This window comes from Lewinellaceae bacterium, assembly GCA_020636105.1.
Lineage (GTDB): Bacteria > Bacteroidota > Bacteroidia > Chitinophagales > Saprospiraceae > BCD1.
On record JACJYL010000001.1, the window covers coordinates 4,419,947 to 4,435,936 of the forward strand.

10 protein-coding genes and 1 pseudogene are annotated in these 15,990 nt (G+C 39.1%); 2 read left to right on the forward strand and 9 right to left on the reverse strand.

The window, feature by feature from the left end; translation table 11 throughout:
• Positions 1–207: 207 nt before the first annotated feature.
• The gene (locus tag H6571_16575) at positions 208–4,386 is read left to right on the forward strand and encodes a response regulator (GenBank protein ID MCB9325356.1); all 4,179 of its coding nucleotides are present in this window, start codon (positions 208–210) and stop codon (positions 4,384–4,386) included.
• A 538-nt stretch (positions 4,387–4,924) separates the two neighbouring features.
• Here H6571_16575 and H6571_16580 read toward each other — a convergent pair.
• The 7 genes and pseudogenes from H6571_16580 to H6571_16610 all read right to left on the reverse strand — a co-directional run bounded on the left by H6571_16580 (position 4,925) and on the right by H6571_16610 (position 11,520).
• Positions 4,925–5,515, reverse strand: coding sequence for a hypothetical protein (locus tag H6571_16580; GenBank protein ID MCB9325357.1), 591 nt, complete (start codon positions 5,513–5,515; stop codon positions 4,925–4,927).
• A 712-nt stretch (positions 5,516–6,227) separates the two neighbouring features.
• On the reverse strand, positions 6,228–6,752 hold the full coding sequence (locus H6571_16585) for a hypothetical protein (GenBank protein MCB9325358.1): 525 nt from the start codon (positions 6,750–6,752) through the stop codon (positions 6,228–6,230).
• Between the two features lie 93 nt (positions 6,753–6,845).
• Positions 6,846–7,520 carry a hypothetical protein gene (locus tag H6571_16590; protein ID MCB9325359.1) on the reverse strand — a complete coding sequence of 225 codons (675 nt, stop codon included), beginning with the start codon at positions 7,518–7,520 and terminating at the stop codon, positions 6,846–6,848.
• Between the two features lie 249 nt (positions 7,521–7,769).
• Positions 7,770–8,222 (reverse strand): annotated as a pseudogene (locus H6571_16595) (DUF1826 domain-containing protein).
• Positions 8,223–8,233: 11 nt separating this feature from the next.
• Positions 8,234–9,364, reverse strand: a complete 1,131-nt coding sequence (locus tag H6571_16600) for an ATP-binding protein (GenBank protein MCB9325360.1) — start codon at positions 9,362–9,364, stop codon at positions 8,234–8,236.
• Between the two features lie 146 nt (positions 9,365–9,510).
• A complete protein-coding gene (locus tag H6571_16605) occupies positions 9,511–10,674 on the reverse strand; it encodes a hypothetical protein (protein MCB9325361.1) in 1,164 nt (387 codons plus the stop codon).
• Positions 10,675–10,767: 93 nt separating this feature from the next.
• A complete protein-coding gene (locus H6571_16610; GenBank protein MCB9325362.1) occupies positions 10,768–11,520 on the reverse strand; it encodes a hypothetical protein in 753 nt (250 codons plus the stop codon).
• Positions 11,521–11,883: 363 nt separating this feature from the next.
• Here H6571_16610 and H6571_16615 point away from each other — a divergent pair, with 363 nt between their 5' ends.
• Positions 11,884–12,873: an IS110 family transposase gene (locus tag H6571_16615; protein MCB9325363.1), complete on the forward strand. Its 990-nt coding sequence runs from the start codon at positions 11,884–11,886 to the stop codon at positions 12,871–12,873.
• A gap of 372 nt (positions 12,874–13,245) precedes the next feature.
• Here the strand turns inward: H6571_16615 and H6571_16620 are convergent, their stop codons facing one another.
• Positions 13,246–14,541, reverse strand: a complete 1,296-nt coding sequence (locus H6571_16620; protein ID MCB9325364.1) for an amidohydrolase — start codon at positions 14,539–14,541, stop codon at positions 13,246–13,248.
• A 100-nt stretch (positions 14,542–14,641) separates the two neighbouring features.
• On the reverse strand, positions 14,642–15,916 hold the full coding sequence (locus H6571_16625) for an HlyC/CorC family transporter (protein ID MCB9325365.1): 1,275 nt from the start codon (positions 15,914–15,916) through the stop codon (positions 14,642–14,644).
• Between the last annotated feature and the right edge of the window lie 74 nt (positions 15,917–15,990).

Below are 15,990 nucleotides of genomic sequence, written 5' to 3' on the forward strand. Positions count from 1 at the left end.
TTCTGATAACACAAAGGTGAGGGAATGGAGAACAAGTAGATAAGACAGATTCATCAAAGGCTTGTACATACTGCCCAAGCTATAGGACATTTTGCCCAAGGATAGGACAAACTATGCAATTGCGCCTTTTAAACCTTAAATCAGGCGGGAGATGTGGAGTTATATTAGCCTATTTTTTTATCTTTAAAAAAATAAAACAATCAAATAATGTGGAAAAACATACTTAAGCCTGTTATTTGCGCATTTGTTTTTTTTATTGCACTTATCGGGAAATATGCGGATGCCCAGGCCATAAAATATCTTGATGCCGACCACTTCACCCGGTATGAACAACTCGAAGGCATTGGTATTACTAACGTGTATGGAGACAAAACAGGGAGTGTATGGTTATCTTCCTTTGATGGCTTGATTAAGTTTGATGGCTATGATTTTGAGTTTTTATATCATAATCCAAATGACTCCACGAGTGTTGGCTCGAATAATCTGACCGCTACTTTTCTTGAAGATCAGGCTGGAGATTTATGGATAGGTGCCACCAATATGCTTTTCAAATACATGCCAAGCACAAATGCCTTCATTACCTACGACCTGAAGGAGGTTTACCAGCATGAAAACATTGGTTCTATACTGCCTTTTGGTATTGTGCAAGATACCTTTGGAAATATTTTTTTCGCCTCGTATGATATTTCCGGGTCCTCAGCAGTAGCAGTGGCTATAGTTTATTTTGATGCCAAAGTGAATCAATTAAAAAAAATCGAACCCCAGAATGGTTACGAACTCCAAAATGTTTTTCAACTGACGGTGGGGCCTGACAATAACCTTTGGGCATTAAATCATGATGGACTTTTCAGGATTGATGAAAACAAGGTATTCCATAAAATAACCAGCTTACCCAATTATTTTATCAATAATCATGAAAATGGTGGAAAGGGGGTATTAGCCAATCGTCTATATACCGGTATGCAAAGCGGCCCCAATGGCCATATCTGGCTTACCACCAACCAAGCGGAGCTTTATTCCTTTGACCCAAAAACACAAGAACTAAACTTACACCCATTGCCGCCGGCTTTTGCATATGACCTTCCTCGAGCGATCAGGAATGCCTATGCTCTCTATTGGCCTATGTATTTTGACAAAAAGGGGAATCTATATATCGGTTCTCATAAAGGCATATTACGCTACAATCCTACCACCGACACCTCCTGGATTTTAGCCGAAGATGAGGCACCAAATCAAAGAATATATTCCGTAAATGAGGATATTTTTGGCAATATATGGATGCGCGGCAGAGATGGTATATTCTTTAAATATAATCCCAGAAGTCTGTTTAAAACATTCTCCTTAGGCCGGACATCCATTGATGGTCCGACCGACTGGGATAAGTATGATTTCTTTGCGCATAAAGACAGTACCCTTTTGATGTACAGTATGCACTCCTCCTATCACGTCATCAATCAGTTGGATTTTAACAATGAAGAAATGCAGGAATATTCTCTGGATAGCCTTTTTTCTGGATTATCCAATGTACACATCCTGGGCGCTTTAGGAAAAGAGAAATATCTTATTCATTCCGATCAAGGTCTTCGTGTTTTTGAAAATGGCATGATCCGTCCCAGTCCGAGCTTATTTGATTCGCTACCTCCCGTAAACCGAAGGTGGAAAATGGCAAAAGATAGCCGGCGAAACCTGTGGTGGTGCACGGACCAGGGGCTTTATTTACAATTGAAGGACGAGACTAGGATGAGGCATTTCGAGCTGACCGCTTTTCCCAAAACTACTGCTGGCAGTAATTCTGTCAAGTCGATATATGAGGGTAAAAATGGCCGCATCTGGATCATCACCTCGAATGGATTATTCGCTTACGATTATGAAAAAGATAAGTTGGCAAGGTACTTATACGATAAGGAAAATGGGGAAGTGTTGTTATCTCAGAGCATCAATACGCTCTACGAAGATGATGAGCATATTTTATGGGTCGGTACCAGGCAAGGGGGGCTATCCAAATACAATTTGACAACCAAGGAGTTGAAAACCTACACACAGGATGATGGCTTGCCTTCCATGCAGATTCAGGGCATTCTACCCGATGAAGACCGGGGCGATTTATGGCTCAGTACCCAGAAAGGAATTGCCAGGTTCAATATTAAAACGGAAGCGTTTGTCAATTTTTCAAAAAAGGATGGTCTTAAAGATATGTCCTTTGGGCAAGGCTCTTCTTTTAAAACGGCTGACGGATATTTTGTATTCGGGGCTTTTGCTAATATCACTTATTTCCGCCCGGAAGAGATTTCAGCACAATCCGTTGCCCCCAAAGTGTATCTGACGGATTTAAAGATCAGTGATCGATCCATTCGCGACATTCCCGCATTGGCGCCTGGTTTCGTTGCGTCTACGGTACAGAACCTTGAATTAAATTACCGGCAAAATTCCCTTTCATTCGAATACAAAGCCATTCATTTCAACAATCCACAGGCGAATCAATATGCCTACCAGCTCGAAAACTATGACCAGGAATGGCGTATAGTAGGTAATACCCGAAAAGCATTTTATAATAATCTACCAGCTGGTGAATATGCGTTTTTCCTGAAAGCGGCGAATAATCACGGTGTGTGGAGTGAGCCGCAGGTCTTTGCCAATTTCGTTATCCATCCTCCATGGTGGGCGACCTGGTGGGCTTATGGCCTGTATTTTCTAGCTGGAATGGCTTTGATCTATAGCGTCTACCGTTTTCAGTTGAAGCGCAACTTAGACCAGGCAGAGGCCAGCCGCCTGAAAGAAATGGATGCGGTTAAAAATCGCCTGTTCACCAATATCACCCACGAGTTCCGGACACCACTCACCGTCATTTCTGGTATGACCGACCAGATTGAAGAAAACCCAAAGGAATGGTTCAAAGAAGGATTATCGATGATCAGACGCAATACCAACAGACTATTAGAATTAGTCAACCAAATGTTGGATCTTACAAAACTGGAAAGCGGAAAAACAACGCTCCACAACCAACAGGGAGACATCATTAATTACCTGAAATACATTGTAGAAAGCATCCACTCCTTTGCAGAAAGTAAAAAAATACAAGTGCATTTCCATGAAGAAGGAGAGGAATTGATGATGGATTTTGATCCGGAAAAAATACACCAGATCCTGATCAACCTCTTGTCCAATGCCTTAAAGTTTACGCCAACAGGAGGACATGTTTATGTCCTCGTCAGAGCTGTTTCAGAAAAAGATAGCCCTCAAAAAGGATCAAAGCTTCAAGTCAAAGTAAAGAATACCGGAGCGGGCATTCCGGAAGATCTATTGCCCTATATCTTCGATCGTTTTTATCAGGCGGATGATTCGACTACCCGGGGGGGAGAAGGTTCCGGTATTGGATTGGCGCTGGTAAAAGAATTGGTCAAATTAATGAAAGGAGACATTTCTGTAAAAAGCAAAGTGGGTAAAGACACGGAATTTACGCTTTTACTCCCGATCAGTAATGTGGCACCGGTAGATCAGACACCCGCACCTATAGTCAAATACAAAACAACTAGCTTAGCCGGAGCAAACGATGGTAACATTTCTGCAACTTCTATAAAGGAAGAACCCGAAACTATGCTTGCGGCCACGAAACCCTGCGTCCTGCTGGTAGAAGACAACCCCGACGTAGTCGCTTATATTGCGTCTTGCCTACAAGACCAATATGAAATCCAGGTTGGTAAAGATGGGCAGGAGGGCATAGACATCGCCATTGAAAACATTCCAGATTTAATTATCACGGATGTCATGATGCCCGTCAAAGATGGTTTCGAAGTTTGTCAAAGCTTAAAAACAGATGCACGGACCAGTCACATCCCTATTATCATGCTTACTGCCAGGGCGGATATGGAAAGTAAAATGGAAGGATTGGAAAAAGGTGCGGATGCTTATTTGGCGAAACCTTTTCATAAGCAAGAACTACGGATTCGTATTAAAAAGCTACTTGAATTGCGAGCCAATCTGCAAAAGCATTATCTGGCTATTGCTGGTTCTGGAATACAGGATACTTTTGTTGAAAACACGCCCGAGGCTCCTGCCATAGAAGATCAATTTGTACAGAAGATGAGAGAAGCCGTGGAAGCACATTTGGAGGATTTTGATTTTACAGTAGAGCAGTTTTGCAAGGAAATGGCAATGAGTCATTCTCAATTGCATCGGAAGATAACAGCTTTGACCGGACTTTCGCCTAATAAATTTATTCGTCATGTGAGATTGGGTAAAGCAAAATTATTGTTACAAAATGCGGAATTGACCATCAATGCGGTGGCTTATGAAACGGGGTTTAATGATCCCGGCTATTTTGGGCGGGTGTTTAAGAAGGCATTTGGGATGACACCTATGGAATGGAAGGAAAGCACGAAAATCTGATATGGATTTATATAGTTTTGAATAAAATTTTATTTTGGGCTATTTGTTTCTTCGTTGTCCTGTTTTCATTTTGACGGTCCAGGCTATGCGTAGTGCGACCGTTTAGGGAGCATTATCGCCTATACATTGTGTGTGCCTCGAATGATTACATAAATATTCCTACCGTAATTATTCGCCTTACCGAGGGAGATCTCCGTGAAGTTTCAGACTTGTAACGGAGAAATCAGCAGAAGCCATAGCAGGCAGCACAAGCCTCGACGAGTTTCGAGAAACTTACGCTTGCTGAAGGGCTGAACGTTAACCTTTCTGAAATTGAATTGGGAGTAATTTCTACGACGGGTAGTTTTCCAGTAGAATTATAGCCCTTTATTAAAGTAAGAGATAGCTTCAACTGGGGTAAAGAGCGGTTGTTGAGATGATTAACGAACCGCCACGTACGAGCCCCGTACGTACACCTGTCTGCCGAAAGGTAGAGGCGCACCGTGGGCTTTATGGCTCACGGCCGTCTACTCGATTCGCTTTCGTGTTCTTTTCTATTTCAAATTATTTCTTTATAATTCATTATTAAGCGGTACTTCAATTTTGATTTGGCAAAATCTCGAAATTCTAAAAAATTCTCTTTGCCAATTTCATCTTTCCTTATTTCAAAAATACCAGCCTTCTTTTTTTTCGGAGGAATCAGAAACAGATATTTCCCCCATTCCACAATAAATTCAAACCTGTTCCATACAAATGTATCTTTCCATGAACCAAGTTTGCCTTCTTCATGAAATTCGATTCCAAAATCTCCGTATTTTAAGATTCGTTTTGTGACAAATGCTCGTCTTGGTATTTGTTCTTTTTCCCACTTTTTTCGAACTCTCCAAATGTCAAAATATCCAAATGTTGCAATCAATAACAATACAGCAAAAGGAATCATAATTATAAAAACAACAATTTTCTTCGTTGCCAACCAAACCAAAATCGTAACAATTACAATCAGTATCAGCCCCTTAAACCCTCGAATTGATTTTTTATTTTCGATTATGAATATTTTAAAAAGGTCAGCTTTGGATCTTTTTTGGTAGCCAAAAGGGAATCGTATTTCTTTTCTTTTGGATAATTGACTTTCATTTTCTGATTCGTTCATTTTGGCTTTTTTTCTTCATTCTGACTAACGTTCGCTAATTCATTGATTATCAATAGTCATTTTTCTTTTAGATTTCACCATTTTCTCCAGATTGATACCTGATCCAAACGAACGTTAGCTCAGAAAATCAATTAGTATGGTAAATTTACTATATTTTTTCATTGTGATTTTGGAGTTGCTAATCTGGGGAATGACCGCTAACGGTTGGTGCATGCGGCGGGCGGGCGCTTAGCCCGACTGATCGTTATGCACGGTGCCGAACGAAAAGTACTGGCTAAACTTCGACTCTTTAGTCAAAAAGTGGATCGTTGTCCTTGTTGTCAAAAAGGAAAAATGATCCTTGTTAATGCTCTTATTGCATACAAAGATCCGCCGGTTTACCATACAGCCATTACTCATTCAAAGTAACAACCCTCTTTCACTTTGGCAGCTTAACCTGTCCTGGCATCTTTATGTTTACCTGGCAGAAATCACAGGCAAAAGGCTTAAAAAAGTGCTGTATTTTGTAAATAACTTTCTCTAATATTTAATGATAAACCACTCTTTTTAACCCCAACAGGGCAAGTAGTCACAATAAATCTCTATAAACCTTCCTCTATAAAATTCCTGCCTTGAATCGAAAACCCAAAAAGAATTTTCCTTTCACTTCCGGCTACGCTTCGTTCAACAAAGTCCGAATAGTCGGTTGCACCAGACTATTCAGCCTTTAATATTATAGCACGTTTTCTCTTTCTTTTTTAATTTGTTTTAATGCCTCAATTGCTTCAGAAACAAGGTTTTGATTTAATTTTGATTCTATTTCATTATCCGACAATTTTTCGAATCTTCGTTTAAAACCATTTATTTTTGAATTGCTTTCGAGTTTAATTTGTTCATTGCTATTACCTAATAAGTTTTGAATCTTTGGTTTGATTTCTTCTTTATTTACCCAAGTGTAAACCGCAATTAAGGGTATCATTAAAATTTGAATTGGCAACCCGAAAAAGTTCATAGTAAGGATTGAAGTAGTAAAGCCAATTAAATTTACTAACCCAAGAAGAAGAGTTATTCCGAAAATGTATTTATAGATTCTTTTATTTGCAAAAAATAGAATTATTGAAATTCCCAATAAGGTCAATCCGACATGTTGTTGAATTCCGAAAATGTATTCACTCGTTATTACTTCAATTATTGAATAAATTCCAATTATTGTTAGAATTATCAAGGGAATTGCTTCGATAAATTCTTCTTTCTTCATTTTTTATTTTGTCTTAATGTGCTATAACGGCGAGTACACCTGCCGTAGGACCGATAGGGAGTATGGACATGGTGTACATTGTTATCACATGTTTTAATTGAAATGCCACCATATTTTTGTATCCCTTTTCACTATCTTGTATGGAACATAGTACCCTTTATAGTTTGGGGATGACCAATTAAGGTCTTCAGCCAGTCTGATTAATTTGGGTTCGTATATATTGTTATCTAAGAATTTGGCAATTTCAAGTGGTTCGGTATTGTTTGGAACCAAAACTTGCAGTTCTTTGATACTTAAGTCTGTTAAGAATTTACCCCGTTCGTTTATATGATCTTTTATTGTTCCATTCATCATTCCATAACTTTCACTATTAGTAAGTGAGTATTCAACCTCCACCTCAATAGTTAAATTTACAATACTTCCAAATTTCAATTTTGGAACCGTGAAGTGAAGAGAATTTGAAAAGGCACCAATCCTATCTTCCTTCCCACCTTCAATCACAAGATTTTCAAGTTCAAAAACCGAATTAATCTCTAGTTGTGCCATATAATCCCATAATTCAATCGTCATCTTAAAAGGAGAAGTAGATTTCTGTTCACCGTAAAATGGATCTAAATACGAGAAATCATTCATATTAAATTCAAGCCAAAAATTCTCAATAGATCTCCTAGACTTAAAAGATTGATCAATTTGACTATTTAGGGTACCTCCAATTGGTTTTATTTTGGAGTAAAGATCTGATGTTATGTCTTTCCAACTATGTTCCATTTTCTTCTAATATGTGAGAACTCGGTTATATCACCCTACTCTCCAAAAATACAGGAAAAAACCATAAATCAAAAATCATCAAAATTCATTCCACTTTTATTTATTCAAACGACTGTAAAACAGCCTGTTAAAGTAGTTTCACCCACTCATGGAATCTCCCCTCGGAAAGGCCCAAAAAGCGAACCACTTACAACCGCCTCATCGTTTCATTTTCTATTTTCTTGCGGCTAATTTTTTTTGAATAGCAATCTAACAGATTAACAACAACCTTTTCTGCCCGTTTTTTTCCTTTGGTGCACGATGAATACAAGGAGGGACTTTACTTTCAGGATGCTCAATAGCCAATCTCCATAATTGGCCCAGCCCTAAGCTTATTGGCTGTGCCTTGGATTTGGCAAGATAGTGTAGGTCAAAAAACTGTTCACTTAAAAATGACTCAAAATCTTCGGCTGCTCCACGATATATTTTTTTAAGTTCATCACGTATTTCGGGAACAAGCACTTTTTGTATGGCTTGTGAATTGGGCAATATTTCACTTGACTCGCCATAATAAGTGCATAAAAAGGTATCGACGGGTATAGTAGATCGATCTACATGAAAAGAATAAACATCGGTTGGGAAAAACGGTTAACTATCATCTCTTTCATAGTACTCAATCAGATTAAGTATTGGAGAGGCGCCAAGAGCTTTCAGGATCTTTAATTATGTCCATTTTATTTATTTCTTACCCAATCTAAATAATTTTCATGGCTAATTACTTCAAATTCCGATTCAGGATAGGCTTCAGTCCAAACTTTAGGAGCGGAAGGTCTTTTCTTTGGACTCCATTTGAATTCATAACCAAATAATTTCCCTTCTCTCTCTTCGAGCCAATCAATTTCTTGCATATCATAAGTTCTCCAAAAATAATTATTGACGATCATTTTAGAATACTTCTGATATTTTAATCTTTCACTGATTATATAATTCTCCCAAAGCATGCCAATATCATTTCTTAATTCTAAAGGATTCATATTGGCAATTAATATGTTGCGAAGACCATTGTCATAGAAATACCACTTATTTCTTTTGGCAACTTCTTTTCTGAGGTTTCTGCTGAATCCTCCAACCTTATGAAGGACAAAAACTTTTGAAAGCAAGTCGAGATATTTCTCAACAGTATTTTTACTCATTGATAAAGAACTGGCTAATTCTGATAAAGAGATTTCTCCTCCAATTTGAAAGGCAACAAGTCTTAAGAGGTTCAAGATCTTATCTGAATTTCTAATATTCTCAAAAGCCAAAATATCTTTTAAAAGGTAAGAATTTACGATCTCATTTAAATATTCCGCTTTATCTTCTAAATTATTTATTTGAACCAATTCGGGATAATTCCCATAAATCAACCTTTGCCTTAAATTATCTCTTTTCTCTATTTGGTTTTCGATTTGATCTAATTCCTGTTCTGAGAGAGAAAACAAGTTAAAGGTTTTCTTTCTTCCTGTAAGAGGTTCTCCAGTATATTTGCCAATATCAAAAGCAGATAAAATTCTAATACCTTCGATTTCATCGACCATTAGCTTCAAAATCTTACCGATGTCAGGTATTTTTTGAGCTTCATCAATCAATAAAACTCTTTTATCACCCAGAAGATTTTTGTAATTCTGTACGCTTCTCCTTGATAGGATTTCAAGTACTGAAAAGTCTTTACCGTTTAGGAGTAAATAAGGTTCATTGAGCTTTTGTATAACTTGTTTGATAAGGACAGTTTTTCCAACTCTTCTTGGCCCTAGTAAGATTAAAACCTTATTTGGAACAAGGCTTTTAATCACTTGATCTTCGATTATTCGACGTATTAACTTCATTTAAGTGTTTTTATTGACTAAATTTACGTTAAAAGAGTCAATTCGTCAAACATTCTACCATTTTTGTTTAACGGTTAGGCTAAATGGCGTAGCGGCGCATAGCCGCTATGAACATTTTAGCCTTTAATATTGGCAGCAGTCTTGTTTTATTCAAATTCTGTTATTTTCTTTTCAATTAATTGGATTACATCAGCCTCTTTTAGTTGCAAAATACTTCCAGTAAGGCTAATTATTTCACTATAAGTTTTGGTATTACCTCTAACTAATTGGTTAATCCCTTTATCCCCACCCGTTTCATGGATAACTTCACAAATCAACGCCCCTCCTGGATAAGCACTTGGATACCCATTCCATTGAGTCATATTATTGAGAATATTTTCTAATGAATAGGATTCTCCACTTTTATAATCGTTCGCTAATTTTCGCATCATAGTCAAATATTCATTTGAATCTTCTTTTGTTCCCAGAAAAGTTGCTAATCCTTCTTCTATTACGTGCCCTCTATTTTCATTGACTGGTAGTAATTTGTGAATAAATTCATGCGGGTAAAATTCATCGCCTTTACTTGACAAAATCATACCCTCCCTTGCCTTTCCTGTTGTTACACCTGAAAAAATGTAGTCGAAATTTTCGAGTTCGCCCATATCATCAATACCATTAGCCAAATAGAACCTGAATGATTCATTAAATTCGGGATTAAACCGTCTAACCATCTCGTTGCAAAATACTAATGCTTTATTTGCTCTTTCAGTATTGAATTGATATTCACGGGGAAATATATATTCAACAAAGCCTACTTGCTTTTTCATCCAGTTCCTTGTTTTATCAGCTAAAAGATTTTCAAGTCTCCAAGTCCCTTTCTCTCTTATGGCATTAAGTTTATGAATACACCATACTTTTGAACCCACATAAGGTGGTTCTGTGGCTGAATTTGAGTACAGTACCCTTATTTGATATTTTTCATTTATTGGTTCAATTGAAAGAACAAACGGTGTATAAATTCTAAAAAGTTGACTGCTATTTATTCCGTTGTAGATACTAATTCGGGAAAAGTCAAAATCTTTAAAACGTGCTTTTTCTTCGCTGTTCCAATATGGATTATCATAAATTGAATCTGGTTGGGAATTGATATAATTTTCATATAAACCCAGCACTTCTTTTACATTGCTATTTGTCGTGTCAACCCTTGAACTTATTTGAAAGTTGACATTATGTTTTATTCCATGGAATATTTCATTATCCACATTTCCTTCCTTGTAGCTCTCTCTTTTGCAACTGAATAGGACAAGGAATAACAGTAGTCTTATCATTTTATCTTTTTTGATTACTGCCAACGGTTAGTGGATGAAGCGTAGCATCCCGCAGGGTGCTATGATTTCATATACAGTGTTAGCACCTTTTTTTTATTCATAATCAGGTATTATCCCTGCTTCAAATTCTTCAATGTAATCTTTAGAAAAACCTCTTTTCAGAGGCATTAACCATATTGACTCAAGCCTATCTTTATTCATATACATGAATCCATATCCATTGACTTTTTTTCCGTTCAGCTCAAATGAGAACATAGATGAAACTTCTTCTTCATCTGCACCAAAAACCTCTAATTCAACATTGTCCATATTCACATCCAATTTACTCAGCATTCCCTCTAATGCACCTGAATAGGCATTTTCAATTGTTAGAGTGTCAATAAGAATTTTGCTTTCCATGAATGAGGTTATTCTATCAGCCCCTTCATCAGAATACAGGTTCATTTCGCTATAAAACCATTTTACTGATTCAGGAATTTCACTTGTCTGTAATTCAAGTTTGGTCGGTGAATCAAATTCAATCATCCCTATCTTTTGAGTTGTCCATTCTTTATCTAAAATCTCAGCATCAGTTGGTTTGGACGAGAGAAAAAACAAGGTTAAACCGCAGCTTAAGACGATTAAGATAGAGGTCAGTATTTTTACAAATCTATTTTTGTCTTTTGTCAGGTAATTTGCTACAAAACCTATTAACCCGCCAATGCCTCCAAAAGCACCTGCATATAAAACACGCATTCCATTATCATCAGTCAATTCATTACCTGCATTCATCAAAATCACAACAGGCAATACTGTCATTACCGTTGTCCAAATTTGATTCTCGTCTAATTTTTTCTTCTCGGTCATTTGTTAATTGGTGCTAACTAAGTTATATCGGAACATCCCCAAATTTAAAGAAACTCAAAATGTGATGTTCAAAAACTTTGATTTCCAACCTTTAATGGTTGATTATCAAATAATTAAAATCGATAACAAACATGAGTCATCTTACCTTAGGGGCAGGAAATTAAATTTGGTAAATTTGAAATGAAAAAATAAGGAAGCGGCATAAGACTATAATGAGTCATTTGTCATTAAGACAGTTCGGGATAGCCAGTCCCGCTTCCTTTTCTCTGTTTCACCTCGGACAGTTTGTTAGGCAAAAAGCCTGAGTAAGATAGATGAGGCATAACAGAAGTTATTTTATCAACACAAATTTACCGATTTAGTATGAAACAATCTGATCGTTTTGTAGGAATTGACATATCAAAAGATAGTTTTGATGTCTGCGTTTTATCACAAGGGGCTCTATTAGAAGAAAGCCGTTTTAATAATGATGCTCAAGGTTGGCAAAAGTTTGCTAAAAACCTTAGTGATCAGGACTTATGCATAATAGAAGCAACGGGATCTTATCATGTAGGGTTGGCATTATATTTAGTTGAGCATGATAAACGTGTTAGTGTAGTCAACCCTTTGCGTGTAAAGTATTTTTCTCGATTGAATCTCAAGAGGGCAAAAACAGATAGGGTAGATGCTTATGTTATTGCCCAGTATGGCCAAGTATTTAAGCCTGAAAGTTGGACAGCTCCACCGACACATTTAAGACAACTTCAACAGTTAATGACAGTTTCTGCACAATTAACAAAACAAAAGACGGCATTAATCAATCAACAAAAAAACTTTGAACTTGTACCAGACCCCAGTAAAGAAGCCCTTGAAATAATAAAGTGCCAAATAGTAAAATTAGAGAAACATTTACAAGAAATACAATGCCTTATCAATAATAGCATTAAAGAACATTACAAAGAATTAGAGGCTTCTTTACGATCAATTCCCGGTTTAGGTCCCAAAACGGTAGCCACCTTAATCCTAATAACTGGAGGCTTTACCAAGTTTGGATCATATAAAGCTTTGATAGCCTATGTGGGGTTAGCTCCTCGGACATACGAGTCAGGAGTAAGTGTTAAGGGAGCTTCACACATCTGCAAGTTAGGGTCATCCTATCTTCGAAAGTTACTTTATGAATGTGCTTTAAGTGCCAAAAGGTTTAACCCTGTATGTAAGGAACTATTTGAAAGACTCTATATTGCAAAGAAAAAACCATTTAAAGTAGCCATGATTGCGGTGGCCAATAAGTTGCTGAAAATCGCTTTCACTATAGCTATAACTGGACAAAAATTTGATCCGGAATACAGACTAAAACATTATTTTGCCAAATAAAATTTTCTGATTTTCCGAAAAAAATTTGGAGATGAACACAGTTCATCCCGAATTTCATCTAATCAGATTAAATTCGGGATTTTTCTTTTACAAAAGAAATAAACCGCAAAACCTGCCTTCCGTCGCGGCAGCAGGCAAAGTTTAAAACAAGTAACCGCAAAATTTAGAAGTGTTTGGGTCGTGGGTTAGGTGTTTTGCGACAAAAAATGACTTTTTTCCAAAACCCAAACCTTTTGCCCACTCACTTTTACACCTGCCTTCCTGCGTCTGCAGGCAGGTTTTACATTTAAAAAATACTTCAAATAATCAAAGAATTTCTATTTCAGACAGTTTTTGAAAATTCGGGATGAACTCATGTTTAATAAACGGCTTCTATCGCTTCATCCGCATATAATCCAGCGTCAGGTTACAAAGGGTCTCCACCCCGAGTTTCATACCGCTTTCATCGATGTAGAAGTCGGGCGTATGGTGCGGACCGGCCTCGGAAGGGTTCTTTCCTATGGGCATACCGCCGAGGAAAAGGAACAGGCCGGGTACTTCATTGGCAAAAAAGGAAAAGTCTTCGGCCCCGGTTTTGGCGTGCTCCAAAATGACGTTTTCCGCTCCGGCGGTACGCTGGATGGTGGGCAGCATTTTTTCGGTGAGGGCAGGGTCGTTGTAGGTCACGGGGTAGCCTTTTTCTATGGTCACCTCGGCTTCGGCGCCCCAGCTTTCGGCGATCTTGGTGGCCGTGAGGCGGATCTTGTCGTGGATGATCTTTTGCATGTCTGTGTCGAGGGTGCGAATGGTGCCGATCATCTCCACTTCTTCGGGAATGATGTTGCTTCTTACGCCGCCCTCGATCTTGCCGATGCTGATGACGGCCGCTTCTTTGGTCAGTTCCGTCTGGCGGCTGACGATAAGCTGCAAGCCCAGGATGATCTCTGCGGAAATGGTGACGGGATCGACCCCGGTCCAGGGAGTGGAACCGTGGGTTTGTTTGCCTTTTACTTTTATGGTGAGCCGGTTGACGGCCGCCATGGCTCCGCCGGGTTTGTATTTTATTTTGCCCACTTCCGTCAGGCTGTTGATGTGCAGCCCGAAGATCACATCCACCTTATTGTCTTTCAAGACGCCTTCCTTCACCATGAGTTCGGCGCCACCTTCTTCTCCCGGAGGCGCCCCTTCTTCGGCAGGCTGAAAAATGAAAACCACCGTACCCTGGAGGTCTTTTTGCATGGAGGTCAGGATCTCTGCCGCGCCCATCAGCATGGCCACATGGGTGTCGTGTCCGCAGGCATGCATCACCCCGACTTCCTTACCCAGGAAGGTGGATTTCTCCTTTGAGGCAAAGGCGATCGGCGCCCGTTCCGTCACCGGCAAGGCATCCATATCCGCTCTCAAAGCCACCACAGGACCGGGCAGCGCGCCCCTCAAAATGCCCACGACGCCTGTATGCGCCACGCCTGTTTTTACCTCCAGACCCAACGACCGTAAATGGGTCGCGATCTTTTCTGCCGTTTTGAATTCCCGGTTACTCAGTTCAGGATTTTGATGAAAATCACGCCGCCACTCGATCACCCTGGATTCGATGGCAGAAGCTTTGGCCGATATGGTGTTGTAGGATTCCTGGGCCATGGCAAGCGTACCCAGCAGGAGGCACAGACAAATGGGTGCTAATTTTTTCATACTATATTTTAGTTGATGGTTGACGGGTTGCGGGGGCCTGACACGGACTACGCTAAAAAGACAGGCCCGGTCGCCTCAAAATCCATTGCTCATTTGTAACCTAACCGTTCTTCTCCTTTTTGTCCTCTTCTTTCAATCGGGTCATTTTTACCACTTCAATTTTTGTATTGGATACCGATTCAAAGGTATAAAGGAAGTCTCCCAACTCTTTTGACTTGCCTTCGTCAGGGATATTGCCCGTTGTCATTACGATATAGCCGGACAAGGTATGGTAGTCGCCTTCCGGCAAATTGAGATCATACTTCTCATTGAGGTAGTCGATTTCCAGGCGTCCGGAAAACCGGAATTCATCCTCGGAAATGGCTACTTCCACATATTCCTCAATGTCGTGCTCGTCTTCGATCTCACCGAAGATCTCTTCCTGGATATCCTCCAGGGTGATGAGGCCTGAAATGCCCCCGAACTCATCCACAACACAAGCGATGCTGACGTGTTTTTTGATAAAAATGTTCATCAGTTCAATGACTGGGGTAACTTCGGGCGTAAAGGGTATTTCAAGCACGATCTCCCTGATGGACTTTGGATTTATAAACAACTGCTGGTGGTGAACATACCCAAGTACTTCATCAATATCCTCTTCAATCACCAACAGGCGTGAATGTTTGGTTTCGGCAAATCGTTTCTCCAGGGCCGTCACCGATTCCTCCACATCAATGGTGTTGATTTCCGTACGCGGGATCATACAGGAACGTACTTTTTTGTCTTTTAAATGGAGCGCTTTATTAAAAAGGCTTTTATCGATATCTTCTTTATCACTCTCGGCAGTGGTATCCTGTATGAAACTGATCAGGTCATGCCGGGTAAAAACTTCCTCTCCTTTTTTCAACTCTGTTTTAAATACATTATTGAGAATGAAATTGGTCAGCTGCGTCATCATGCGGGTAGGAATGATGAGTAAAACCTGCAGCCCCCTCAGCGGTAGGGCAAGCAAATAAAGCAGGTCCGCCCCGTAAAGCTGAAAAAGCGCTTTGGGCAAAAATTCTCCGAAAATCAATACGACCACCGTAATAATCACAGTGCTCAAAAAGAGCATGGAAGCGCTGTCGTGAACAAATCCAAACTTTGAGATAAAAAACTGTTCGATGGGAATCGTCATGAGGGCCGTAAAAACGACCAATGCAATATTATTGCCAATAAGCATGGCGCCCATAAACCGGGACGGTTTGTCATAAAAATGGGTAATGACCCGCCCCCTTCGTCCTCCACGTTTTTTTTTCAGCTCAATATTTAATTTATTGGCTGAAACGAAGGCTATTTCCGAACCCGAAAACAACGCAGACAAAAACAGAAAAAAAATGATCCAGACTGCTGACATGAATATTTTATATTATTTTTTTTTGCGCCAAGGTTATACTATGAGTTCAATCCATGCAATTTACTAAAAAAATG